The sequence below is a fragment of the Actinoplanes sp. NPDC004185 genome (assembly GCF_053603475.1).
In genome coordinates this window covers 1-22,298 of the sequence record NZ_JBSGFR010000010.1, presented here as the reverse complement: position 1 = coordinate 22,298, position 22,298 = coordinate 1, and the positions used below count along the sequence as shown (strand labels likewise).

The following is a 22,298-nucleotide window of genomic DNA, read 5'->3' as shown; positions in this document are numbered from 1 at the left end:
TCATCGCTCCGGGATCCCGGTGGCGTCGCCGAGGGCGTCGACCGCCCAGGCTCGCCAGCGGTCGGCGGCGCCCGGGACGCGAGCCTCGTAGGCCGCCGCCAGGAGTGTGGCCGCAAGATCCGGGCGTTCGATCAGATCTGCCGCTCGGACCGCCCACGACAGTAGATCCGGGCCGCCGGTCACTGCCGGCCCGGTGAGCCGGCCAGGCAGGTCGGCCAGCACGGTCGCGGTGGCGCTGCGGGAAACATCCGGATCCGGCTCGGCGAGCGCCCGGAGCAGCGCGATGCTCAGCCGGTCGGCCGGCGATTGCGGTTCGGTGCCGCCGGCCAGGTCACGGACCCGGTGCAAGGTGATCGCGGCAGCCCTTCTCGGCGCAGCCGACGTCACCAACTCCCAGCCGGCCCGCAGGCCGTCGCCGGCGGTGATCCAGCAGGTCACGGCGTCCTTTCTGGCCCCGGCCGCGCGGTAGCATTCGGCAGCGGAACGCCAGCGCCGGGCGGCCCGGAACTGCTCGGCCGCGGCCGTCCAGCGACCGGCCGAACGAAGCTGTTCGCCTGCCTTGAGATGGGCACCGGCCGCGACGTAGCACTCCGCCGCGTCGTCAGGGGCAGCCGCCAGCGCATAGCAATCGCCGGCCCTGATCAGCAGCTCACGGCGTCCGGCTGTCACTCCGTCACCTGGCTGCGGTCGGTCTCCGAATCCGGATCCTCGGGCGCGGTTAGCCCGGTCGGCAGCCCAGGACGACGTTCGCCGTCACGGATCTCCCGGACGCTCGGGTGCGGGTCCAGAACCCGGCCCAGTTCGGCCGTGGCCCTGTCGTGCTCCGCGTCGTGTTCCGCGTCGTATGCGTTGGCTCCCACGGTCTCCACGGTCAGCCAGTCGACCTGACCGGTCCGGGTGTTGATGCGTACGGTCGAGCGGTATCTGGTCATCAGCGCTCCCACTCCAGTTGCATCTCGAGGATCCCGTCGTTCTCGTCCTCGTGGGTCACACTGCCTCGGTTCTCCGTGGCAAAGGTGGCCACCGTCGACCGCACCGCGACGACGACCGCCCGGTTGATGCTCTCCATGGCCACCGCCCGGATCGCTTCCAGCCGCTGTTCGGTCTCGCGCTGCAGATCGGCTTGCCGGGCTGCGGCAGTGGACCGAAGCCGGTCCTGGAGCTCAGCGGCCAGGTCCCGTTCCAGAGCCGCGCCGGCCGTCCCGAGCACGCTGCGCACCTGATGCTGAGCTCGCCGGGCCAGCCGTTGCCGTTCCGCTTCCTGACCGGCATCGAGCCGTGCCTGGGCATCCTGCTCGGCCAGGCGCCGGGCGTCCTGAGCCGTCCGGGCCCGACCTTGCCCAAGCGCTTCCAGAACGGTGCGCTGCTCATCGGTGACTGTTCTGGTGCCGGTCACCGCGGCGCGGACCTCGGCGGTCCGGGCCACGTGCAGGGTGAGCTCGCCGGTCGACGGGTCGTACCGGGCGGTACCGTCCGGCACATCTAGTGTGGATGACCCGTCTGAGCCGAGGATCCACTGGTCGTCGGCCCCCAGCGCGCTGAGGAACGCGGCGTGCAGGTCGTCGGCGAAATCTTGGGTCAGCGGCAGGGTCGCCGATGCCTCCCCGTCGACCGTGGTGCTGCCCTGGGCCGCCCGGGAGATCTCCTCCGTCCAGGTCTGGACCACTTCCCTGGTCAGTCGTACTTCCATCCGCCTTGGATTGCACATGGTCAGAACTCCTCCTGGGACGGGTTTCCGGCGAGCATCCGGTTGATGATCGATTCGAGTTCGGCGAGAGCCCGCTCGTCACCGAGTGAGCGCAGTTCACGTAGGAGCCGGCCGAGGTGTTGCAGCCGGGCCCCAACCACGATGTCGCCCGGGTCGGGGTCGAGTTCGTCGCCGGCCTCCGCCCGTGCCTCGGCCAGCACGTCGTCCGGTCCGCGCCGGGCTCCGGTCGGCGCACCGCCGTCGCTCTCGACGAGCGGCTGCACCAGGCCCTGCACCAAGGGGCGGTCGGCACGCGCGCTCCAGATGTGGTTCAGCGGCCAGAAGTCGCGCAACCGGACTTTGTTGTCGCCCCGCAGGAGGGCCGCTCCGGCCATCATCTTCTGCGCCCGTACCGAGCGCCGGTCGGAAAGGCGCAGCCCGGCCCGGCGCAGATCCCGGATCACCCCGACGTACGCCTCCAGCACCGGCCCCGGTATCCCGACCTGGAACACGGCCTCGTTCAGCTGAGCCAGCTCCTTGATCGTGGTGATCGGCTGTTCGGGGACCCGCGCGTCCTTGCGCCACGGATCGTTCCAGCCGAGCCGCAACAGGTCCGGGATGTCGGCATCGGCCACAGGCTCGACGGCGACGCGGAGCAGGAAGCGGTCCGCGATCGGCGCCAGCGACGGGTCTTCGGGCAGGTCGTTGGCCGCGCCGATCAGGCTCACCAACGGCACCCGCGGGTCACCGGGACCGTTGTGGAAGACGCGTTCGTTGACGATGGTGAGCAGCGTGTTGAGCACGGCACTGCCGGCATGGAAGATTTCGTCCAGGAAGGCGATCTCGGCCTCGGGCAGCCGGTCCTCGGTGCGTACCCGGTACTGGCCCTGGCTGAGCAGTTCGATGTCGACCGGCCCGAACAGCTCGGCCGGTTCGGTGAAGCGGTGCAGCAGATAACTGAACTTCTTGGCCCCTACGAGCTCGGTGAACCGGGTGACCAGGTCGGTTTTGGCAGCACCGGACGGGCCCAGCAGCAGCAGGTGCTCGCCGCACACCACGGCCAGAATGAGCAGTTCGATCACCTCGTCACGGTCGACGTAGGCGGCCCGCAGCCGCTGGCGCAGACCGTCGAGCTGACCCACCAGGTGAAGAATGCCGGGAGCGGACATCCGGGGCCTCAGCTTTCGAGCCGGTTGGCCTGGGCTTGCAAGCGGGCGCGTTCGCGCTGCCCGATGATGCTGCCGAGCAGCACTTCGATGGGCCCGACGGACGGCGGCGATTCCCGGCCCGGAGGGCGATAGTGCGCCGCGGCGACCTTGGCGAAGACCGCGCGGATCTCGTCACCGTTCCAGTCCGCCATCGACTCCACCAGCGCGGGCATCAGCTCGTCGGGAAAGCTGACCTCGTGGTTACGGGCACAGACCTGGACGATCTGCCGGCGCGCGTCCGCGTTCGGCAGGCCGATCTCCACCGACTGGAACCGGCTCGGCCGCAACAACGCAGGGTCAATGAGGTTGATTCGGTTGGTCGTACCGATCACCAGCATCGGGACGTCCGCCCGGAAACCGTCCATTTCGGTGAGGATCTGCGCGACGATCGCGTTGTTGGCCCTGGCCCCGCCGTCGGAGAAGCTGGACCGCCGGCCCGCGATTGCGTCGATCTCGTCGAAGACGATGACCGACGGCGCGTTGCGGCGGGCCTCGGCGAACAGTTCCCGGACCCGGCGTTCGCTCTCCCCGAAGTACATGCTGGTCACTTCTGGCCCGGAGACGACGTTGATGGTCGCGTCCATCTTGGCCGCGATGGCCTTGGCGAACATCGTCTTTCCGGTGCCTGGCGGTCCGCAGAAAATGTATCCGCGTGGCAACGACCTCCGGACGCTCACCGGCGCGTTGTTGTCCATCAGGATGACGATCGCCTCCTCCATCTCGCGCCGTACGTCCTCGTAACCACCGACGTCGTCGAACTTGACGTCCGGCAGGTCGAAGCTCCCCGAGGATTCGGCCTTGAATTCCCGCAGCGTGTGCCGCAGCTCGGCGACCGTGCTCGTCCCCTTGGCCTTGTGCAGGTCGTAGGCGTAACGCATGGCTTGGCGCAGGCGGACCGGATGCAGGCCGGCGAGGTGCTTGTACATGTCCTCGGCCTGATATCCCTCGAACAGTGCGGCTTCCCGCTGCAGCACCAGCGCCTCGGCGGTGTGCTGCGTCTCCTTACCGGTCGCCCTGGTCCGGGTGATCGTCGGGCGCACCCCGGAAAGGGTGAGCGGTATCACGAAGCGCTTGCTGAGCACCGGCGGAATGGTGAGCGTCGGTTCGACGAAACCCAGCAGCACCCGCTCCAGGTTGGGCGCCTGGCGCAGCAGGGGGTCCATGCCGCCGGGCCCGTAGAGCAGTTCGACGAGTTCCCGGGCCTCCGGTGCCAGGGTCGTCTCGATCGAATTGGCCAGCAGATCCAGGTGCAGGATGACCAGCACCTCGTCGTCCTGCAGCTCGGCGAGCTTCTGTCGGATCTCGTCGAGGTACCGCTGCCGGAAGGTACGGGTGGCGCCGCGCGTATTGTCGCTCTCTTCCGTCGGGTCCGGCGTGACCGAGCCGTACCCTCGCGCCGGTCCCGCCGTGGCGGGCTGGTCCGGAAGGATCGAATCTGCTGGGCCCGCGACCAGGACCGCCCGGCGGCCGGCGTTGTGCACCATCCGCTCCCACAGATGCGGGCTGACCGCCTTGTCACAGCTGACCAGAACTGACAGGCCGGAACGCAGCAGCGAGGCGGTCCGGTCGATGTCCTCGCCGTACGCCAGGATCGTCGCGTCGCGGTCGGTGAGCTCGGTCGGAAAGGTCATTCGGCGGCTCCCGGTGTGGCGTGTGTGTCGTGCAGTTCGACGTACCGGGCTGCCGGCATGTAGTCGTGCAGTCCGTAAGCTCGCCGCATCTTGGTGGTGTGGTTGCGGACCAGCGAGTGAAGCGCCCGCCAGTAGCCGGCGAGAGCCGTGGTCTCCGGGTCCCGGCCCGAGGCGATCAGCCGCTGCCTCATCTCCACCAGCGCGTGGTCGTGCGCCGAGGCGTACCAGGTCCGGGCGGTTCGGTAGACGTCGAGCACGAAGTCGTGCTGCCGATCGTCACCTTGCAAGACGTCGAGCGCCCAGCCGCGCCACTCGGCTTGAGCGACGCCGCGAGGCACCTGGGCCCAGATGCGGGTCACCAGCTGGCGCCCGTCCCTGGTGGGCAGCAGCCGGTCGGTGACAAGTCTCAGACACGGGGTGCGGTCGGCGGGGCGCGGGTGATCGAGCACCCCGGTCAGCGGCGAGCCATGGCGCAGGGCGGCACACACCTCGACACCAGCGAGCGGATCACAGAGGGTCTTGTCGGCCAGACCGAATCTCAGCACCAGATCCCAGGCCGGGTCTGACCAGCCCGGCCGCGGCCAGGGCACGTTCAGGAGCGGATCTCCGCGTACCGCGACAAGAACGGCCAGAATCAGACCGTCCACGCCGGCAGGGCGGGGATCGCCAAATGGAGGACTCGCCAAGCGCAGGCGCGCGGCGATGGCGGCCGCGGCCCGGCCCACCGCGAGCCGGGCCTCGGCGGACGGGCGGGCCAGCTCCTGCGGAGCGCCGATCAGCGTAGTGGGCAACGCATGTGGGCGGTCATCGCGGATCGCCGCCAGCACGTTCAAGGCGGTATCGAGCATTCTCGTCCTCCACCCAGTACGGGGTCTCCCGCATCTGTTCGCCTTGCCGCGCGAAGAACCGCACGGTGCGCTCTCGGAACGTGTAGTTGATGAGCCCGGCGACCTGGAAGGGCCGCTGGAAGGTCCGGAAATGCAGGCCGACGTCGCTCTGCGAGAGGACGAGCTTGCCGGAGGCCGAGAACAGATGGCTGTGGTACCAACCGAGCAGCACCTGGTCGCTCCCGGCGTCGAGCTGGTCGTTGAGGCCAGCGAACGAGTCCGGGGTGAAGGTGAACTGGGTGGCGCTGGCACCGGTCTTCTCGGCCGGGATCACCTGGGTTATCCGGACCAGGTGTGCGTCCGGCCGGCCGGTCAAGGTGTGCGCGGTGCCGATCAGGAATCCGCCGGTCTCCATTGTGTCGGAAAGCGGCAACGTGTGCGCCAGTTGCTGGTACACCTCGGGGGTGAGCACGACGTTCATCTCTCGCACGCCGGCCGGATCCATGCCGTGCTCGGCCGGGTCGAAGGTGGTGAGCTCCGGGCCGTCGACCCGCCGGATCCGGGCCTGCCGGGCCCGCGGCCGGCCGACCGTCACCTCCACCGTGTTGTCGACATCCGGAGCCGGGCGGCTGAGTTCCCCCGGGTCGTCGGAGGTGATCCGGAACTCCCAGTACTGCTCACCGGGATCGCTCTGGCGGAGCCGCTCTTGCAGGTAGGGGCCGAAGAGCTCACTGAGATAGCGACGATACTGAATCTGCGAGGTCTCGACCGTGCCGTCGGCCCGGATGACCTTGCCGGCCGGCGGCCGGGCAACCACGACAACGCTGCCGAAGTCGGCGTCGCCGTTGACCACCGCCGGGTCCCGCACCACCCGCCCGCGATCGGGTTCGCAGACCATCGCCAGCGCGACCGGCACCTCCGGGCGGCCGTCGCGTTCCATGTCCTGTAGTGCAGCCTCGACCAGCGTCTGGTTGAGTTCCAGTCGCGTGTGAAACGTGCGGCCGAGGCCGCGATAGAGCTCCACCCAGCGGGTCATCGCGGTTCCGAACCGGCCCTGGATATTCGGTGCGTCCGCCGGCGTCGGGAGTCCCGGTCGCCGTATTGATAGCGGATGAGGTCCGCGACGGAGAGGCCGCCGATGGATTCGATCATCCGTTGACCATCTTCGCTCATGAACCATGTCAGGGCCTCCGTGTCGAACTCGCCAGGGGTATCGGGATCCAGCTCGTCGGGAAGTGAATAGTTACGACATCGAGCGACGTCCAAGATCATTTGGCAGAGGTAGCCGAGGTCGAGGTTCGGTTCGTAGTGCTTCTCGAGGAAACCGAGGCAAAGTATGCGCAGCGGTTCCCGCTGGCCCGGCACCGAGCGAGTGCCGACGTTCGGGTGGTAGATAGGGGTCTGCCACAAGACCTTCGGCGCCGTGTCCGGATACTCGGCCGGCAGGTGGATCGTGAGCTGATGCCGCTTCGTAGGGTGCCGTTCGCCCTGCTCGAGGCGTTCGATACCGGGGACCCGCAGCTCGGCCTCGTATTCTCGGGGCAGCCCGCGCGGACGCTGGTCGAGCAGGATGAACTCTTTCTGGTCTCGGGCGAAGTCGCGGATCTGATTGCGGGCCCGGGCCAGCGCCCGCTCCGCGTTCCGCGGTGCCCCCGCGATCACCTCGGTGGAGACCTGCAAGGTGCTCCCGTCCACCACCCCCGCCTCGTGCAGGGTGTGCTTGGGATCGAGCCGTCGGCGACCACGCCCTGGTGCGGGCTCCAGCAGGTCGACTACGGTACGGATCCGCGAGCCGCGTTGCCCGCCGTCGGTGTACTGCTCGAGGACCATCGCCGGGATCTCCTCGACAAGGGTCGTGCTCGGCTCCGCGCTGAGGGCGAACTCCTGCCGGTCCGGCCCGATCAGCCGCAGTTCGAACAAGGCATACGGCCGGGTGTCGTAGACGTTGAACTGGACGGTGATCTCCGAGTGGTGGCGCAGGTCCCTGGCGATCCGGTCGGCCACCGTGCGGTCCCGGACCACCGCTCCGAACTGTTCGTGGGCCGTGTAGCACACCTGGTACCCGGGGTCGGCCGCCAGTACGGTCTGGAAGATCAGCGTGTAGTCGTCGCTGCCGAAGATCTCCACGACGTTGAACTTCCCGGCCGGCCCAGCCGGTGGTTGCTGGCCACGCCAGCTCGGGCGGCGCACCGTGCCGGCTTCGGAGACACGGGGCGGCGGGGTGTCGTCCTCCTCCGCGGCCGGTGCTCCGGCGGCAAAGTCGTAGAACTCCTGAATGACCGCGTTGCTCGGCAGCCGTTTCAGTACCGCCGCGGCGAAACCCGCCAATCCGTCCTTGGTCGTTCCCAGTTTCGCCAATGTGTAGGCCCGCTCCCAGAAGTCTCCGTTGTCGAAGGCATGTTGGGACGGAACCGATTTCTCGTCGAAGTCGCACTCCCGTATCAAGAAGTTCCTCGCCTCCGGGTATCGCTCGAAGATCTGGGCGAGAATCGCAACCACTCGGTGGCGCATCTCATCGTTCCTGGTGGACATGCGTCCCCTCACCAATAACCGTCGATCTGCAGGTAATAATCGTGGTCAGCGGCCGTCACCTCGAGCAGTTCGCCGGGTGCGACGCCGAGATCTGCCAGGCTTGCCTCCGGCTTCGCCTGCGCCAGCACTCGGGATCGGGCGAGGCCACCGCCGGCCGACGGGAACATCCCGTACGTCAGTACGTCTTGGGCCGGGCCCACCTTGGCCAGCAGCTCACCCGCGGTCGCGCGGCTACTCAGCCCGGTGGGGCGGATCTTCTCCGGGCTGATCGGCTCGTGCCAGCGGCAGTCCGGGTCGATCCCGTCGCGGTCCACGGTGTGCACGTCGAAGCCGTCGTCGATCCGGGTGACCGTCCGGGGTACCGGCAGCCCACAGAGCAACCGGATCGCGGCTGTCGCCTGCCACGAGCCGATCAGAGCGGAGATCGGGGCCGAGGCGGGCAGGCCAGGCGGCGGCGCAGCGCAGCCGGTCACCGGGTCGTCCTCGGCCCGCTGTCCGGCGGTCATCCCGCACGAGTAGCACGAGTCCCCGGCCGCATACCAAGTGATCTCGCCACCCCAGGAAGCCGTGCCGGCGTTCAACAGGCCGACGCCGGCCAATCCGCACCGCCGGGCCAGGTGCATCCGCGCCGCCCGGCTGTCCAGGCAACTGATCACCAGGTCGGCGGCGCGCAACTCGCCGATACCGATGCCGCTTTGCAACGGTGCAGCCCGCGCCTCAACCGTGGTTGCCGGCCCCAGCTCGGTGAGCGCATCCCGGACCGCCACGACCTTCGGACGGCCGATGTCCGCCGTCCGGAACAGCGAACAGCGGCTCAGGTTGGACTCCTCGACCGTGTCGTGATCACAGATCAACAGGTCGCCAACTCCAGCGAGCGCGAGCAGGCGGGACACCTCGTTGCCGAGCGCGCCGACGCCGACGACAACGACGCGGGCGCCGGCCAGCGCCTGCTGATCCCAGCCCGGGATGCCGGAGTGCCTGGTGAACCGATCGGTCATCTGGTCACCAATCGTTTCTTGAGCGGGCAGTAGTCGACTGTGAGATCGGGCCAGTGCTCGTCGAAGCAGGGCAGGCCGCGCTGCGGATCACGATGCAGCGCTACCTGACACGTATCCAGCTCACCGCAGGGACACCGCACCACCACCTCGAATGTCCGGAAGGTGTCAGTGCACTGCAGGCAGGTCGGCCGGCCACCGGCACCGAAGCGCAGCAGGGGATCGCCAGGCGTCAGCCGATGCAGGCGCAGATGCTCAGGCGGCTTTACGGCCTCGTCCATGGCCTGGTGGAACCGGGCCGTCAACGCATCTGTCGCGACCTCTGCCGGCGGCACGCCGCCGCCGCAGTTGAGCAGCGGGTCGAGGTGCCAGATCAGCTCTGTGCCGTCCGGCGTCCGGGTGACCCGCACCCTGTCACCCTCCCGGAAGGTGTGGCCGCACTGTTCGCAGTCCCGGTTGAACCAGTCGCAGAGGGTGGACGTCACTGAGGTGCCGTCCGGTTGGATTGCCTGGGTGATGGCTTGCTCCCGCGCCTGCTCGAAGCGGCGAAGCATCGCGCTGACCTCCTCGGGAGTCATTGTTCGGCCCCCCAGATCCGCATCGGCGCAGCACATCCGCCGACTCGCATCGCCGCGACCGCGTACGCGTACGCGTCCGGTACCGGACGGCCCACGGCCAGACAGCGATAGAAAGCCGCGCTGAAGTCGACTGCACACTTGTCACTCAGTGCGATGTCGCAGCCAATGACGTGGGTGGCGCTGCCCCGCAACAACGGCAGGTAGGTGCCACTGAAGCAGGAGCTGAAGACGATGCACCGGGGATGGCCCGCAGCCACCATTAGCTGGGCGAAGTCGGCGGCTGCCACCGGCTGACCACCGTTCGGACCATCGAGGACCAGCCGGCCGTCCCGGGTGCCGTGCCCGGCGAAGTGGACGATGTCGAGCCGGCTGTCGGCCAGCACCCGAATCAGGTCACGTAGTCGGGTGGCGTGGCTGACCTGAACGGCGAGCTGCTCCGGGTGCTCGCGGCGGACGGCGTCCACCTCGCGTACCTCCACGTCGAGGCGGTTGCGCCCGTCCGGGTTCGCGAGCAGGAACACCACTGTGGTGGGTCCTGTCGCCGCCAGTAGCCGGCGCAACTCCGCGCTGTCGGGAAAACGGGTCCGCGCGGCCGCGAACAGGTCGGCCACCTGAACGTTCGCGAACAGGCCCAGCTTGATCTTCCAGCCAACGTCCCACCACCAGCCGCCGATGTCCGGGGTGCCGAACGTGAGCAACTGAGCCATCTTGATCCCGAGCCCGTCCAGCAGCATCTGGGCGCTCACCCGGTCCGGAAACAGCTCACCGAGCAGGATGAACCCACCCGACCGTACGGCCTTGTCGAAGCTGGGCTCGGTCATCGGCGGCTCACTCATCGAAGAAGAAAATTTCGATTTCGACGAACGCGGGTGCCGGGGCATAAGTCCAGTACGCCCGGGTCTTGGCGGTGCGGAATCCCTGCAGCCGCAGAATCACCTGGTTGGCCCGTTCGGCCGAACGCCGGGCGACACCACCCTGGAAGTTGGCCGTTGGCGCCGCGCCGAACGTGAGCAGCAGTCCGGCCTGCCGCTTGGTCAGGCCCTGGGCAGCCAGGCTCGCCTTGAGCTCGCTGGTCAGCTTGTTCGCAGCTGCCGAGGCTCGCGTACCGCCGGCCACCAAGTCGGCGTTCGGCACGCTGATTCTGATCTTGGGTACTTCGTCCAGCTGCAGGACCGGCGGCTGACTGGGCTCGGCCTTGCTAGGCTGGGGCGTCGCTTCGGCGCTGGGCGCGGCGGTCGGCGGTTTACTCGGGGCCGGATGGGCGCCCTGCGCAACGGGCCGGGGCGGCGTCATCACCAGCACGATCAGCAGCACGACCAGGGTGAGGTCGGCGAACACCCAGCCGGCGAGATGGGCGGCCCCGCTGCGCGTGGTCATTTGTCGTCACCGCGAGGGTCTGGCCAGAAGACATTCTCGAGCGGTTGCTCGTCATTGAACGTCGGCCCGGACGGCGCGTCCTGGCCGTTGGTGGCCGGCCCGCTGGGCGGTTGAGCCGGCGACTCAGCCATCGGAACCGGACCGAAGGCACCGACCTGGCGCTGCAGCATGTCGTACACCCGGTCGCTGGCCTGGTTGATCAACATCGACTGCTCGACGAAGTCCTCCATGGCGTGACCCATCTGCCGGGTCATCTCAAGCACCCGTCCGGCCACCCCGTGATGGGCCTGCGACTCCTGGCCCAGTGCGGCCGTACTGTCCTGCACCTGGGCAACAAGGGCGCCCAGGCGCTCCATCATTCGCAGGTTTTCCTCGGTCAGCTCTTTGCGGATACGGACGAAGTCCTCCAGCATCTCGGCCGGCGCGACGAGTGTCGGCGCGATCGTGCTGAACTGGTCGGCGGCCTTGCTCCAGCCCGCCAGCGCCTCGGCGAACCTGCTGGCCGGGCCCGTGTCTAACGCCGCTTTCAGCTGCTCCCCGGTGCGCCTCAGCTCGGCTTGCAGAGCTTCGACCGAGGTGCCCAGGAAGTAGCCGAGACGTTGGATGTCGGCGGCCGGTACGGGCTGCAGATGCCGGGCGTCCTCGGCCAGCGCGACTGAGGCGGCGGCCAACTCCTGGCGCAGCTGCTCCCGCAGGTCGGCGCGGGAGCATTCGCGGTCGATCCACCAGTCCCAGACGTGCAGGCCGACTGTCGCCACGATGACCAGGAAGACGGCGACGCTCACCACGATCGCCGTGGTGGTCAGCTCCGGACCCCAGGCCGCCAGGAAGGTCTGTCCCTCGGGAATCTCTTTGCCGAACGCCCGGGACAGGAACACCCAGGTGACCGCCACCGGCAGGAAAACCAGACCGTCACGGAGCCCGACCAGCAGCCGGGTGATCAGCTTCTGATTGGGCAGCTCGAGATCGGGCAGCAGGGTGTCCGGCGGGTAGAACTGGGCGAGGTCGACACCCACCAGCCCGGCCGGTTCCATGCGTAGCAGGGTGCTGAGGTCGGTCAACACCTGCCCGGAATCGCGGTCGGCGTGCCGGGCGAGCTTCGCGATCCTCGAGGAGCAGGCCTGTAGGCGGCGCGACACGGCTGGAACTGAACGGCTCTGCGTCATGGTCGGTTCTCCGAGGGGCGATACAGAGCCGGTTCCCCCGGATGCACTGGGACCGGGCTGGGCTTTCGCTCGGTCGGGCGCCGCCCGGCCAGGTCATCCGGTGACACCCCGGACAGACCACGCTCGCGAAGGTAGGCCCGGGCCAGTGCTTCATGGACGGTACGCTGAACGTCGCCCTCGGCGCTGTAGTAGAGAGCTGCCAGGAAAGGGGCAGGTCGATGCGGCGGCACTTCGTTCAGGATCTGGACCATCTGAGAGCGCTGTCTGATCCGGCCGCCGAAAGCCCGGCTCAGCAATTGGTGATAGAGCCGGCAGGCGCGGAGTTCCGAGTCCGGTTCGACGGCCGAGACCACAGTCATGAACCAGTCGAATTGCTGCAAGAGCCGCTGCATTCCTTTCTCGTCGCGGCGGCTCGTGGCCTGGTCCAGGGCAATGTTCAACAGCAGCCAGGTCAGGGTCGGATTGAGGTCGCTGTAGGCCTGTACCGCCCGCAACAGCTCGACCGGGTCATGGCCATGGAGCATGGCCCGCGTCTGCTCGTACAGCTCGCCACGGGAGAGTCCGGCCAGCGATGCGGCATGCAGGAGATCGATGATCGCCGGCATGTCAGCCCGCTCGGGCAGTTGCCGTAGTGCTCGGTCGAGTCGGTCCTGGATCAAGGAGTGCTCGGTTTCGGCGGTGGTGAGCGCGTCGGCTACGTCGTCGACCCGCTGGCGCGCCGCCACCCCGGCGAACAGCCGCTCCACCAGCTCGGACCGTAACAGTGCCAACGTCTCGTGATCACCCCCGGACAGAAGGTTTTGAGTAGCCCACTCAGCTAGTTCCGTGGTGGTGGCACGGGTCAGCTCATGCCGGGTGGCCTGCCGGCCGGAGACAGATTTCAGGTAGTCGGCCTCCGCGGAACTCAGCCGGCCGGCGACCATGCGTCGGACCACCGCGTCGGCGCGGCCGAAGACGTTGGGCGCCAGGCGGAGCTGGCTCAGCCACGGGCCAACTTCCTGCGCGGAGCGGAGCGGCCGTACAGGTCGCAGCTCGCTCAGCCGTTCCGAGCTGGCGTCGAGGTACGCAGCGACCATAGTGGCGGCCAGCTGGTCCATCTCGGCGTCGCCCGAGGGCGGCACCCGGCGGAACCCGGCGCCGTTCAGGTCAGCGGCCATCCGCGCCCCGGCGACCACCACTCGCGGCTGCTCTGGACCGGGGTCTTTGTCCTGCCCGGTCGAGAACGTGACCGGCTCGGCCAGCACGTCGGTGGTCACTGCGACCGTCCCGGCGATCAGCACGGTCGCCGGCAGATCGGGGTCGATCACCGCCAGCCGGGCACCCGGGTCGGCCAGCCGCGCCGCAACGACCGCGGTGAGTTCGGCCCGCGGCAGGCCGGCCAACACCGTACGGGCGTTGGCCAGTCCTCTGCGGGCCGCGTCACCGAGCTGTCGCAAGTCGATCCGGTCGAGCTCACCACTTGCGGGCAGCGGCTGCGGGTCCCGGCACCAGCCGTTCCAGTCGTACAAGCCGGCGGCGATCAGCGGACCCAGTTCACGAGCCGCACCGATCAGGCAGTGGGTCACCGTGGAACCGGCCCGACCGTGCTCGTCGGCCACGCTGAGGCGGTGCATCACGACGGCCTGCGGGCCGTACACCAGGTACAGGAGGTCCGCCTCCTTCGCAGGGAGCTCCCGCCGGCTCGCCCAGACGTTCGGCTGCAGCCTCTCCTCCCAGCTCACCAGCTCCCTTTGCGGGAGCGAAGAGGCGACCGGGCCGACGCCGATCCGGCCGGTCAATGATCGGCGCGACCAGAGGAACACCACCTGATCGATGCTCATGCCACCTCGCTCAGCGCGATGTTCTGCTTGTGTAACAGGGTGAGCAGCGGCTTGAAGACCCGACGCTGGCGGAACCGCCGAGCCGGGAAGACGTTGTCCACCGGGTCGCAGTTGGTGGCCGAGGCATAGTGCAGGCTCACGTCGAGCAGGCGTTGCACCGGCGACAGCCAGGCGCCGGCCCCGCGCGTCGCGAGGAACGCATACACGTCCTCGCTTTCCTGATCGACCGTGGTCAGGTCGAGGTCGTCATCCGGGCCGGCGAACCAGCGCCGGATCGGCTGGTCCGGGTCGAAGGTCAGGTGGTCGGCCTTGCTCACGACCAGGGCGGCCGGCAGCGGAACAAAGCCACCGCCACGGCCGGCATCGGTTCTGTACTGCAGTTCCAGCCGTTGGAGCACCACCTCGAAAGTGCCGTCCGGGGGTACCTCACGCCGGCCCGTGACCAGCGGGGGAACGTTGGTCGCGTCCACCACGAAGATCAGCGAGGTGACGGCCTGGATGAAGTCGTTGCCCTGGCCGCTGAGGAACTGCTCGCCGGAGACGTCGAAGAAGGCGAGCGCGTGCGACCTGCCGCTGTGCCGGCTGTGGATCTCCGCCGCGTAGGTGAGTGCATTCGGCCGGCCGATCGGGGTCGCATCGAGCTGGCGCCGCCCGGTCAGTAACGGGTCCACGAAGTCAGCTTGGAACCTTTGATGCAGTCCCTGGTCCAGTGGGCGTACCTCGAGCCCCAGGATGTCCATCCGATCGACGTTCAGCATCTGGCCGACCATCGCCGCCAGCAGGTGGGTCTTGCCGGCCAAGCTGTTCCCGACCACTCCCAGCACGATCGGCTCGCCGAACGAACCGTAGTCGTCGGGCAGCCGGTGCTGCGGCGACGAACCTGGGCAGATGCGTACCGCTGAGTGCGCCTGGCTGGCCCGGATCGCCTGGTCGCTCGGCAGCTCGCTGACCGGGATGACCCCACCTCGGTCGTCGATGACGACCGACTCGGTCGCCGACCAGTCAATCATGGTGAGGCAGATAGGGCAGCGGATCCTCGGCGACCGTCCAGCCGGGGCGGTCATGAGCCCGACCCGACGATCAGGGCGACCACGGCGATGCCGATCACGATCACGATGACCGCCCCGGCCGCCCGTATCCACGGTGGCAGATCCATCGCTGCGATCACCAGTTCCTCGAAATTTCGCTGCAGCGCTGGTGGCCGCGTTGTGCCGTACTCCTGGGGCTCGACCCGCCGGCCCGGCGACCCCGCAGGTCGCTGCATCGGCAGCTTCGATGGTCGGTGCGGGGCCTGGGTCGGCGCGGACCGGCCGTACGATGTCGGTCGCCCTTGGCGCACTCCCTGCCCCCGCGCTTCGGTCGGTGGGTAACGCGTGGTTCCCGGCTGCCCCGGTCGCTCGCTTGACGTCTGCCGCCGCCCTGGGTCCCGCTGCTGTCCTAGCGCTCGCTGCTGGACCTTTTGCTGCCACACCGCCTCTTGCTGCCGGGCAGCCTCTCGCCGCGCTTCCTCTTGTCGGCGGGCTATATCCTGCTGTCGCGCTGCCTCCCGCTGGCGGGCTATCTGCTGCTGCCGCGCTGCCTCTTGCTGGCGGCGGACATAGTCGTTCTTTCTTCGCTCCAGTTCCCGGAAGCGGGCGCGAGCCTGCTGATCCCGCGCCGGACGAGCCGCGCCGGGCACACTCATGGTCGCGCCCGGCAGCCGGGCCAGCATTGCCCCGGCTGAGGGCCGCTCCGTAGCGAAGTCCGCGAATACCCCGGCGAACAGCCGCTGCATCGAACCCGGCCGGGCCTCCAGTCGCCGGCGCATCTCCGCCGGTGTCCCTGGGTCCTCGCCGGTGACCAATTTGAAGATCAGCAACGCAGCACCGAAGACGTCGTCACCAGGATGGGACACGCCGTCACCCAGCTGCTGCTCCGGCGACGCCCAGCGGTCGTCGCGCCGGAATGCTTGACGCTGCTCCCCGATCCGGGCGGCTCGCCGGAAGTCGACCAGCTGGATCTGATTGTCGTCCCAACGCACCGTCTCCGGACTGATTCGCCCGTGCACCACACCGGCCACCTCCAGTGCCTCGACGGCGGCTAGGATTTCCCGGGCCGCGACCAACAACCGCTGCTCGCGAAAGGGAAACTTGTCCGGTGGCAAGGCGTCCAGGGATTCACCGCGCAGGGTGAACACCGTGGTCGCCGGCCGGTCTCCGTCCTGGTTGAAGGCGACCAGTCGACTCAGCCAGTGCGGATAGTTCCGCTTCGAGAGCCGGTGACTCAACCATTGCCCCGCGCTGATCTCGGCTCGAATCTGATCATTACCGCGGGGGTCGAAGCACTGCCGGACCAGAACATGTTCGTTGAGCAGCGGAACGGTGCCGCTGCGGACCCGAAAGAATTGATCTTCGATGCGGTCGCGCTCGTCGGAGGAAATCAGCCATTCGCGTGGCCCACTGCCCGATTCGTTCGGTTCGTACAAGCTGAACAAATCGTTGCGCATCAACCCTCCCGACATATAGATCAAGAGCGCTACCCGGGTTGATACCACTGTCGCAGCCGGTCGACGCGGAACCCATCCACCTTCCGGGGGATCAATGTGCCTGCCTGAATGGACATTCACCGCCAGGCCTTCGGCCGCAATCGCCGTACGCCGGTGGGTGGAGGCGCACGTCATGCGGGGTGTGGCTCAACAGGCGTGGCAACTCTTCATGAGTGCCCACTTGACAGCGCTACGGACGAGTGGCGGCCCGGGTGGCGTGGAATCACTGCGGGTCTTGGACCGGGCTTCGGGAGAGGCCTTGTCGTTGTGATCGACCGTTGGACCACTCACGTTTTCCTACGAAGTGGACGCGAGATCTGCCTGAGTCTAGCTTTTCGAGCTGAAGGGCTACTTTTACGCCGGACGGCGAAACGAGAACGCAGTCAACGGCTCGGACCGGCCTTCCTTCAAAGGGCCGGATTCCGGTCGTCCTCGACAACGCCTTGCCGCACACGCCGACTTGCGATGAAGATAAATTCGTCACCGGGTGCGGCGCTCGGCGCGTCTTCTGCACTTGGTGACTCCGGTCGCGCTCGGTTTCCGATCAGTAGGGAAACGCAGTCTTCACGGCCGTCACGGAGTTGCATGATGAGCCGGCCGAGGTCGTCGACGTTCTCGTCTTGCGTCATTTGCCGGTCGCTGTTCGTCGCTGTCTCGGCGGTCGGTCTCGAGCATCTGGCCGAGGCCCACCGTCGGCAGCATTACGTATAGCGGGGCGGCCGGATCCGCAGCAAGCGCGACCCGGTCACAGATGTCGGTCACCTGCACTCGCCCCGCTGAGTCCCAGCTCTCGGAGGAGGGGGTATGGCCCGCGCGCGGCGACTGTGCTCACCCGAGACTTGCCCTGACGGGTCATTCTCAGCTGCGATGCCGGTGGGCGCTGAGCCCGTCGAGGATCAGGGCCAGCATGGGTTGCGTCCGGTCCGGTGCGGCCCGCCAGAGGGCACCGGTCAGCTGGAGGAAGTCGCCGGGCTCGACGTCGGAGCGGATCGTGCCGTCGTGCTTGCCCGCGTCGAGCAGCCGGGTGATCGCCTCGATGACCGGACCGTAGGTCTGTTCGGAGATGGTCTTGTGGGCCATCGGGCTGAGCGCGTCGCCCAAGCCGTGCTTCTTGCGCATGGCGTCGACCAGGTCGGTGGTCCAGCGGCGCAGTGCCTCCGGCGGCGCCAGCGTGGCCAGCAGATCCGCCACCGAGCCGGTGAGCTGGTCGACCTCGTCCTGGTAGATGGCCAGGACCAGCGCCTCGCGTGACGGGTAGTTGCGATAGAGGGTGCCCGGGCCCACCCCGGCCAGCTGGGCGATCTGGTTCATCGAGGTGTCACCGTCCTCGGCGAAAGCCTGGCGGGCGGCCGCCAGGATGCGGGCTCTGTTCGCGCGAGCGTCGGAACGGACCATGCCACCCTCTTTGCTATCTGGAGAGGTCTCCAGTACGGTAGTGGAGACCTCTCCACAACGATAGAGGAGCAGCATGCGCTACATCAAGCTCGGCACCACCGGCCTGGACGTGTCACCGGTCGCCATCGGCGCGATGACCTACGGCGACCCCGGGCGCGGGCACCCGGTCTGGTCGCTGGACGAGGAGACCAGCCGTCCGCTGATCAAGCACGCCCTGGACGCCGGCATCAACTTCTTCGACACCGCCAACCTTTACTCGTACGGATCCAGCGAGGAGATCCTGGGCCGCGCACTTAGCGACTTCGCCGATCGGGACGAGGTGGTGATCGCCACCAAGCTGCGTCACCCGATGCGCCCGGGACCCAACGGCAGCGGCCTCTCGCGTAAGGCGATCATGACCGAGGTCGAGCACAGCCTGCGGCGGCTCGGCACCGACTACATCGACCTCTACCAGATCCACCGCAACGACCGGGCGACCCCGTGGGAGGAGACCCTCGAAGCCCTCCACGACCTGGTCAAGGCGGGCAAGGTCCGCTACCTCGGGGCGTCGTCGATGCACGCCTGGGAGTTCGCCAAGGCACTGAACCTGCAGAAGCAGCACGGCTGGGCCCGGTTCGTCACGATGCAGGACCACTACAACCTGCTGGCGCGCGAGGAGGAGCGCGAGATGATCCCGCTGTGCCTGGACGAGGGCGTCGGCACGATCATCTGGAGCCCGCTGGCCCGCGGCCGGCTGGCGCGGGTCTGGGACGACGCGAAGGCCACTGCCCGCGCGGAGACCGACGGTTCCTACGCCGACCTGCTGTACACGCCGGCGCAGGAAGCCGCGAACAAGGCCGTCATCGACGCGGTCGGCGCGATCGCGGCCGAGCGCCGGGTCGACCGGGCCCAGGTCGCGCTGGCCTGGCTGCACCACCAGCCCGTGGTCACCGCGCCGCTGGTCGGCGCCAACACGACCGCCCAGATCGACGCCGCGGTCGCGTCGCTGGACATCCAGCTGACCGATGCGGAGATCGCGTCGCTGGAAGGGCCCTACACGCCCCGGTACGACTTCCAGGGCATCTCGGACGAGGCCGAAATGCGGAAAATCAGGGCCCGCATCCCCGGCTACGTCAACGCCTAGGAGACTGCGATGTTCGTGGTGCTGTTCGGAGCGACCGGAATGGTGGGACACGGTGTCCTCACCGCACTGCTGGAGGATCCCTCGGTCGAGGGCGTGACGGCGATATCGCGCCGAAGCACCGGACGCCGTCATCCCAAGCTGCGTGAGGTCATGCGCCAGGACTTCACCCGCTACGACGAACTCGACAGCGTGTTCGCCGCAGCCGGTGCCACGCTCTTCTGCCTCGGCACCCCCTCGGTGGGGTTGAGCGAGCCGCAGTACAAGCGGATCACGCAGGACTTCGCCGTGGCCGCGGCTGAGGCCGCACAGCGCAACAATCCGGACGGGCTCTTCGTCCACATCTCCGCCAACCGTGCCGACAGCGACAGCCGAACCATGTGGATCCGGGTGAAGGGCCGAGCCGAAGAAGCCCTGACAACGCTGCACTCCCGCGTCTTCATCCTCCGCCCGGGCTTCATCCGCCCGAGCCGGGGCGCGCGCCCGGCCACCCGAGCGCAACGGGTCGTCTACACGATCCTCCCGCCGTTCTACCCGCTCATCAAGCGGCTCTATCCGGCCCAGTTCACGACGACGGACGCGATCGGCCAAGCGGTCCTCGCGGTGCTGCACGCGCCTGGATCCGTACCCTCCAAGCTGGACAATCCCCTGATCAACGAGGTCGCCGCGCGAGGAAGGCCGAGAGTCGGCTGAAGGTCTGGCGACCGGCGCGGCGCCGGGCCGCGACCTGAGCGGCGTGGGCTGTTCCGCGGCGCTGACCGCGCCGAGGTCATCCGGGCTGGATGAGGCGGGTACGCAAGACGCGCCCCACAGTGACTTGCACGCGCACCTGAGTGCGTCGGAGAAGAGGGCAGAGGCCTCGTGGGAAAGCTCATGAGCAGGATGCAGAAGGCCGCGAAGTCGCCGAAGGCGAAGGAACTCGAGAAGGAGATGATGCGCAAGGCCAAGGACCCGAAGACGCAGGCGAAGCTGTCCAAGGGTTTCCGGAAGCTGCGGTCCAAGCACTGAGGCGAATGCTGGATGCGCCGTGCCCGCGCGTACCCGGGAAGTCGACGGCGACACGCGCCGGTGCGGCATCCCTGAGGGTGCCGCACCGGCCGCACGCGGACGCGCCGTCGGCGCACCCGGTCACTTCTTCTTGTTCTTCTTGCCTTTCTTGTCCTTCTTCGACTTCTTCGCCATGGCGCGGCCTCCCTTCCCTTGTCATCAGTCGCCCGCTGGCACCCACCCGGAGAACTCATCCGAGGAAAGATGCCGCGGTGGCCATGCATCGAACGATGCGGGATGTCTCGTCCGCGCCCCTCATCCCTGATGGATGACAGGCGTCGACCACCCCACTGCACGTCGGAAGCGGCGAGCGGGACGATGGTCATGGCCGCTGCGTGTTCTTGAAGCGATCCACGAAGTGCGGAGAGTGACGTCGAAGCGGCGCCAGCAGCCGAGGTCCCGGCCGGCTTGCGGCGTCGTTTTGTGCCGGAATTTTTGGCTTCGTGGCGTTGCCAGGCCCGGGCCTCTGTCGGCCGGTGCCAGGCAAGGTTGACCAACGCCAGGACCGTCGATAACGCATGGATCACGTAGTGGGCAGCGCGGGATCATCAGCAGCACGCCATGGGGAGGGTGACCTCGTCATTGGCGAGGGCGGCAAGTCCGCCGTAGCGACGCTGGTTGAACGCACGTCACGGTTCGACCATTACCAGCGTGATGGGCACGGGATCGTGGCTGGATAAGTCAGCGCGGAGTCTCTCAGGTCGACGACAGGTGTCTTGGTCGACCACGTCATCTACCCGGGCTGCGTCCAATTCGTCGATACACCCATCGGGCCGTCTGTCTACGTATGACTTCGGCCAGATGAAGAGGGTCGTGTCGATCCCTGGGCGCGCAGCTTTCGTCATCATGGATCATGTCTCCGATCAGCAGGACGCAGACGAGGGGACAGCCGGTGGAAGCTAGGACACGCGATCGGGAGTTCCGGCAGCGCCGCCGCTACAGGACGGTCGTCGGGACCGCCGCCGTCCTGATGTTGGTCACGGCGGCCGTCGTCTGGGTATGGCGACGGCATTCCGCCCCCGAGGTCGGGTCGCTGCGACCGTTCGCCACCGAGCAAAGCAAAGCGCCGCGAGTTGCTGCGGTCACGTACGAAGTGTCGGGGAAGGGGCGAGTGACCATCCAATACGCTGACCCGGCACGCGCCACGACCACGACCCTCACCGATCAGCAACTGCCTTGGCGAGTCAATCTTGAGCCGCACGCGGTGTCGTTCGTGCAGATCACCGCCCGACGTCAGCTCTCCCGCGATGGGGACTTCGACGCTGACGCACACCCGGTGAGGGCACTCGTAGACGGCGTTGAGGTATGCAGCGGTACCGATGAGGGCGGCTATCTGCGATCCACCTGTTTGGAGCTGGTGCCGCCTTTGTGATCCAGTCATCGCACGACGTAGCTATCGAATTGCTGTGCGTTTCTTCGCCATGCAGTTCGCGATGCGAAGAACGCTACCGGACATGTAACAGATCAGGTGCTCACGCATTCATCTAATAGGTTCTGTCAGACTTCCATGTCGTACCCCATCGGTGATCGCCTGCCTCTCGGCGGCCCGGGTGGGCCACGCCCGGCGGTGGATGAGTTCGCTCATGATGGTGGCGAAGAACGATTCGGCGACCGGGTTGTCCCAGCGTGGCGCGCGCCGGCCGACCGAGAGCCGGATGCCGTGGCGACCCGCGAGGCGGGCGTGCTGGGCGCTGACGTATCGGCCGCGGTCGAACGGAACAGCAGTCTGGGGCCGGGTCGCCGTCGTCGGAGGACGTCGGTCAGAGCCGTGTCGATCAGGACGGTCCTGAGGTTGTCGACCACGGCCCGTCCGACGACCCGACGCGAGGCCAGGTCGATGACGGTGGCCAGATACAACCAGCCTTCCTACGTGTTGATGAAAGTGATGTCACCGCACCAGCAAATGTCGATTGCTGCGCTGTTGACGGTGAAGTCCCGGCCGATCAGGTCCGGCCGGGCCGCCGCGTTGGGTCCGGAGTCGTGGTGACCCGCGCTGAAGCCGGCGTACTCCGACCGCAGCCGGGCCAGCTCGGCCCGCTCGTCGCTGGTCAGCCCGTCCGAGCGGTGCCGACGTCGAGCCGGGCCTGCTTGACCCAAGCCCGCACCGCCGTCTCAATCAGGTCGAATTCCTCTCACGACCTGCCCGACCGCGCGGCCCCACGCTGAGACAACTCGATGATCTCGGCCTTGAACTCGGCCGTGAACGCCCGCCGCGGCCTCGATCGCTTCTTCCTCTGCTAGGGCGCGTCTCGAAGTGCGTGTAGCCATTCGTTGATGGCGGTGATGTGCAGGGTGGCTTCGTAGCGGACGGCGAGTTTGTCGAACCTGGTGGCCACGGCTCGGTGACGTTTGAGACGGTTGATGCCGCACTCGACGGCGTGGCGTTGCCGG

Annotated in this window: 22 protein-coding genes and 1 pseudogene; 4 read left to right on the top strand and 19 right to left on the bottom strand. The window is 67.9% G+C overall.

The features are described from left to right. From ACWEOZ_RS12340 to ACWEOZ_RS12260, 17 genes are all read right to left on the bottom strand, one after another. Entirely contained in the window at positions 1–669 is a 669-nt protein-coding gene (locus tag ACWEOZ_RS12340; protein WP_451910794.1) for a hypothetical protein, read from the bottom strand. Continuing rightward, positions 666–932 carry a hypothetical protein gene (locus tag ACWEOZ_RS12335; RefSeq protein WP_451910793.1) on the bottom strand — a complete coding sequence of 89 codons (267 nt, stop codon included), beginning with the start codon at positions 930–932 and terminating at the stop codon, positions 666–668. Before ACWEOZ_RS12335 ends, ACWEOZ_RS12340 begins: the two co-directional genes overlap by 4 nt. Beyond that, positions 932–1,708 carry a hypothetical protein gene (locus tag ACWEOZ_RS12330; RefSeq protein ID WP_451910792.1) on the bottom strand — a complete coding sequence of 259 codons (777 nt, stop codon included), beginning with the start codon at positions 1,706–1,708 and terminating at the stop codon, positions 932–934. The genes ACWEOZ_RS12335 and ACWEOZ_RS12330 overlap by 1 nt, the downstream gene beginning before the upstream one ends. A gap of 2 nt (positions 1,709–1,710) precedes the next feature. Continuing rightward, positions 1,711–2,829 (bottom strand): AAA family ATPase, encoded by a 1,119-nt coding sequence (locus tag ACWEOZ_RS12325; protein ID WP_451910791.1) that lies wholly within the window; start codon positions 2,827–2,829, stop codon positions 1,711–1,713. A 35-nt stretch (positions 2,830–2,864) separates the two neighbouring features. Next, the gene (locus ACWEOZ_RS12320; protein ID WP_451910790.1) at positions 2,865–4,526 is read right to left on the bottom strand and encodes an ATP-binding protein; all 1,662 of its coding nucleotides are present in this window, start codon (positions 4,524–4,526) and stop codon (positions 2,865–2,867) included. Then, the gene (locus ACWEOZ_RS12315; RefSeq protein ID WP_451910789.1) at positions 4,523–5,374 is read right to left on the bottom strand and encodes a hypothetical protein; all 852 of its coding nucleotides are present in this window, start codon (positions 5,372–5,374) and stop codon (positions 4,523–4,525) included. The genes ACWEOZ_RS12320 and ACWEOZ_RS12315 overlap by 4 nt, the downstream gene beginning before the upstream one ends. Then, positions 5,331–6,389 carry a JAB N-terminal domain-containing protein gene (locus tag ACWEOZ_RS12310; protein WP_451910788.1) on the bottom strand — a complete coding sequence of 353 codons (1,059 nt, stop codon included), beginning with the start codon at positions 6,387–6,389 and terminating at the stop codon, positions 5,331–5,333. Before ACWEOZ_RS12310 ends, ACWEOZ_RS12315 begins: the two co-directional genes overlap by 44 nt. Then, positions 6,386–7,885, bottom strand: coding sequence for a ubiquitin-conjugating enzyme E2 (locus tag ACWEOZ_RS12305; protein WP_451910787.1), 1,500 nt, complete (start codon positions 7,883–7,885; stop codon positions 6,386–6,388). Before ACWEOZ_RS12305 ends, ACWEOZ_RS12310 begins: the two co-directional genes overlap by 4 nt. An 8-nt stretch (positions 7,886–7,893) precedes the next feature. Then, positions 7,894–8,883, bottom strand: coding sequence for a HesA/MoeB/ThiF family protein (locus ACWEOZ_RS12300; protein WP_451910786.1), 990 nt, complete (start codon positions 8,881–8,883; stop codon positions 7,894–7,896). Beyond that, the gene (locus ACWEOZ_RS12295) at positions 8,880–9,458 is read right to left on the bottom strand and encodes a hypothetical protein (RefSeq protein ID WP_451910785.1); all 579 of its coding nucleotides are present in this window, start codon (positions 9,456–9,458) and stop codon (positions 8,880–8,882) included. The genes ACWEOZ_RS12300 and ACWEOZ_RS12295 overlap by 4 nt, the downstream gene beginning before the upstream one ends. After that, complete coding sequence (locus ACWEOZ_RS12290; RefSeq protein WP_451910784.1) at positions 9,455–10,339, bottom strand: CHAT domain-containing protein; 885 nt, start codon at positions 10,337–10,339, stop codon at positions 9,455–9,457. Before ACWEOZ_RS12290 ends, ACWEOZ_RS12295 begins: the two co-directional genes overlap by 4 nt. Then, positions 10,287–10,835 (bottom strand): hypothetical protein, encoded by a 549-nt coding sequence (locus ACWEOZ_RS12285; RefSeq protein ID WP_451910783.1) that lies wholly within the window; start codon positions 10,833–10,835, stop codon positions 10,287–10,289. Before ACWEOZ_RS12285 ends, ACWEOZ_RS12290 begins: the two co-directional genes overlap by 53 nt. Beyond that, positions 10,832–11,974, bottom strand: a complete 1,143-nt coding sequence (locus ACWEOZ_RS12280) for a hypothetical protein (protein WP_451910782.1) — start codon at positions 11,972–11,974, stop codon at positions 10,832–10,834. Before ACWEOZ_RS12280 ends, ACWEOZ_RS12285 begins: the two co-directional genes overlap by 4 nt. A 23-nt stretch (positions 11,975–11,997) precedes the next feature. Further along, the gene (locus ACWEOZ_RS12275; RefSeq protein WP_451910781.1) at positions 11,998–13,821 is read right to left on the bottom strand and encodes a hypothetical protein; all 1,824 of its coding nucleotides are present in this window, start codon (positions 13,819–13,821) and stop codon (positions 11,998–12,000) included. After that, positions 13,818–14,831, bottom strand: a complete 1,014-nt coding sequence (locus tag ACWEOZ_RS12270) for a hypothetical protein (RefSeq protein WP_451910780.1) — start codon at positions 14,829–14,831, stop codon at positions 13,818–13,820. Before ACWEOZ_RS12270 ends, ACWEOZ_RS12275 begins: the two co-directional genes overlap by 4 nt. Before the next feature lie 50 nt (positions 14,832–14,881). Beyond that, on the bottom strand, positions 14,882–16,306 hold the full coding sequence (locus ACWEOZ_RS12265) for a hypothetical protein (protein ID WP_451910779.1): 1,425 nt from the start codon (positions 16,304–16,306) through the stop codon (positions 14,882–14,884). A gap of 897 nt (positions 16,307–17,203) precedes the next feature. Beyond that, positions 17,204–17,740, bottom strand: coding sequence for a TetR/AcrR family transcriptional regulator (locus tag ACWEOZ_RS12260; RefSeq protein ID WP_451910778.1), 537 nt, complete (start codon positions 17,738–17,740; stop codon positions 17,204–17,206). 73 nt (positions 17,741–17,813) lie between these two features. Here ACWEOZ_RS12260 and ACWEOZ_RS12255 point away from each other — a divergent pair, with 73 nt between their 5' ends. The 4 genes from ACWEOZ_RS12255 (at position 17,814) to ACWEOZ_RS12240 (ending at position 21,279) form a co-directional block, all read left to right on the top strand. Then, positions 17,814–18,863, top strand: a complete 1,050-nt coding sequence (locus ACWEOZ_RS12255) for an aldo/keto reductase (protein WP_451910777.1) — start codon at positions 17,814–17,816, stop codon at positions 18,861–18,863. 9 nt (positions 18,864–18,872) lie between these two features. After that, complete coding sequence (locus ACWEOZ_RS12250) at positions 18,873–19,553, top strand: NAD-dependent epimerase/dehydratase family protein (protein ID WP_451910776.1); 681 nt, start codon at positions 18,873–18,875, stop codon at positions 19,551–19,553. Between the two features lie 180 nt (positions 19,554–19,733). Next, a complete protein-coding gene (locus tag ACWEOZ_RS12245) occupies positions 19,734–19,868 on the top strand; it encodes a hypothetical protein (RefSeq protein ID WP_451910775.1) in 135 nt (44 codons plus the stop codon). Positions 19,869–21,018: 1,150 nt separating this feature from the next. After that, on the top strand, positions 21,019–21,279 hold the full coding sequence (locus ACWEOZ_RS12240) for a hypothetical protein (protein WP_451910774.1): 261 nt from the start codon (positions 21,019–21,021) through the stop codon (positions 21,277–21,279). 494 nt (positions 21,280–21,773) lie between these two features. Here the strand turns inward: ACWEOZ_RS12240 and ACWEOZ_RS12235 are convergent, their stop codons facing one another. Together ACWEOZ_RS12235 and ACWEOZ_RS12230 are read right to left on the bottom strand one after the other, a co-directional pair. Beyond that, positions 21,774–22,004, bottom strand: a complete 231-nt coding sequence (locus ACWEOZ_RS12235; RefSeq protein WP_451910773.1) for a hypothetical protein — start codon at positions 22,002–22,004, stop codon at positions 21,774–21,776. Positions 22,005–22,144: 140 nt separating this feature from the next. After that, positions 22,145–22,298, bottom strand: a pseudogene (locus ACWEOZ_RS12230) (IS5 family transposase); the annotation flags it as partial.

Excerpts from the sequence above, each read along its gene's own strand:
- ACWEOZ_RS12335 (WP_451910793.1), bottom strand. The coding sequence starts at position 932 with ATGACCAGATACCGCTCGACCGTACGCATCAACACCCGGACCGGTCAG.
- ACWEOZ_RS12330 (WP_451910792.1), bottom strand. The coding sequence starts at position 1,708 with ATGTGCAATCCAAGGCGGATGGAAGTACGACTGACCAGGGAAGTGGTC.
- ACWEOZ_RS12320 (WP_451910790.1), bottom strand. The coding sequence starts at position 4,526 with ATGACCTTTCCGACCGAGCTCACCGACCGCGACGCGACGATCCTGGCG.
- ACWEOZ_RS12315 (WP_451910789.1), bottom strand. The coding sequence starts at position 5,374 with ATGCTCGATACCGCCTTGAACGTGCTGGCGGCGATCCGCGATGACCGC.
- ACWEOZ_RS12310 (WP_451910788.1), bottom strand. The coding sequence starts at position 6,389 with ATGACCCGCTGGGTGGAGCTCTATCGCGGCCTCGGCCGCACGTTTCAC.
- ACWEOZ_RS12305 (WP_451910787.1), bottom strand. The coding sequence starts at position 7,885 with ATGTCCACCAGGAACGATGAGATGCGCCACCGAGTGGTTGCGATTCTC.
- ACWEOZ_RS12300 (WP_451910786.1), bottom strand. The coding sequence starts at position 8,883 with ATGACCGATCGGTTCACCAGGCACTCCGGCATCCCGGGCTGGGATCAG.
- ACWEOZ_RS12295 (WP_451910785.1), bottom strand. The coding sequence starts at position 9,458 with ATGACTCCCGAGGAGGTCAGCGCGATGCTTCGCCGCTTCGAGCAGGCG.
- ACWEOZ_RS12290 (WP_451910784.1), bottom strand. The coding sequence starts at position 10,339 with ATGCCCCGGCACCCGCGTTCGTCGAAATCGAAATTTTCTTCTTCGATG.
- ACWEOZ_RS12285 (WP_451910783.1), bottom strand. The coding sequence starts at position 10,835 with ATGACCACGCGCAGCGGGGCCGCCCATCTCGCCGGCTGGGTGTTCGCC.
- ACWEOZ_RS12275 (WP_451910781.1), bottom strand. The coding sequence starts at position 13,821 with ATGAGCATCGATCAGGTGGTGTTCCTCTGGTCGCGCCGATCATTGACC.
- ACWEOZ_RS12270 (WP_451910780.1), bottom strand. The coding sequence starts at position 14,831 with ATGATTGACTGGTCGGCGACCGAGTCGGTCGTCATCGACGACCGAGGT.
- ACWEOZ_RS12265 (WP_451910779.1), bottom strand. The coding sequence starts at position 16,306 with ATGCGCAACGATTTGTTCAGCTTGTACGAACCGAACGAATCGGGCAGT.
- ACWEOZ_RS12260 (WP_451910778.1), bottom strand. The coding sequence starts at position 17,740 with ATGGTCCGTTCCGACGCTCGCGCGAACAGAGCCCGCATCCTGGCGGCC.
- ACWEOZ_RS12255 (WP_451910777.1), top strand. The coding sequence starts at position 17,814 with ATGCGCTACATCAAGCTCGGCACCACCGGCCTGGACGTGTCACCGGTC.
- ACWEOZ_RS12250 (WP_451910776.1), top strand. The coding sequence starts at position 18,873 with ATGTTCGTGGTGCTGTTCGGAGCGACCGGAATGGTGGGACACGGTGTC.
- ACWEOZ_RS12245 (WP_451910775.1), top strand. The coding sequence starts at position 19,734 with ATGAGCAGGATGCAGAAGGCCGCGAAGTCGCCGAAGGCGAAGGAACTC.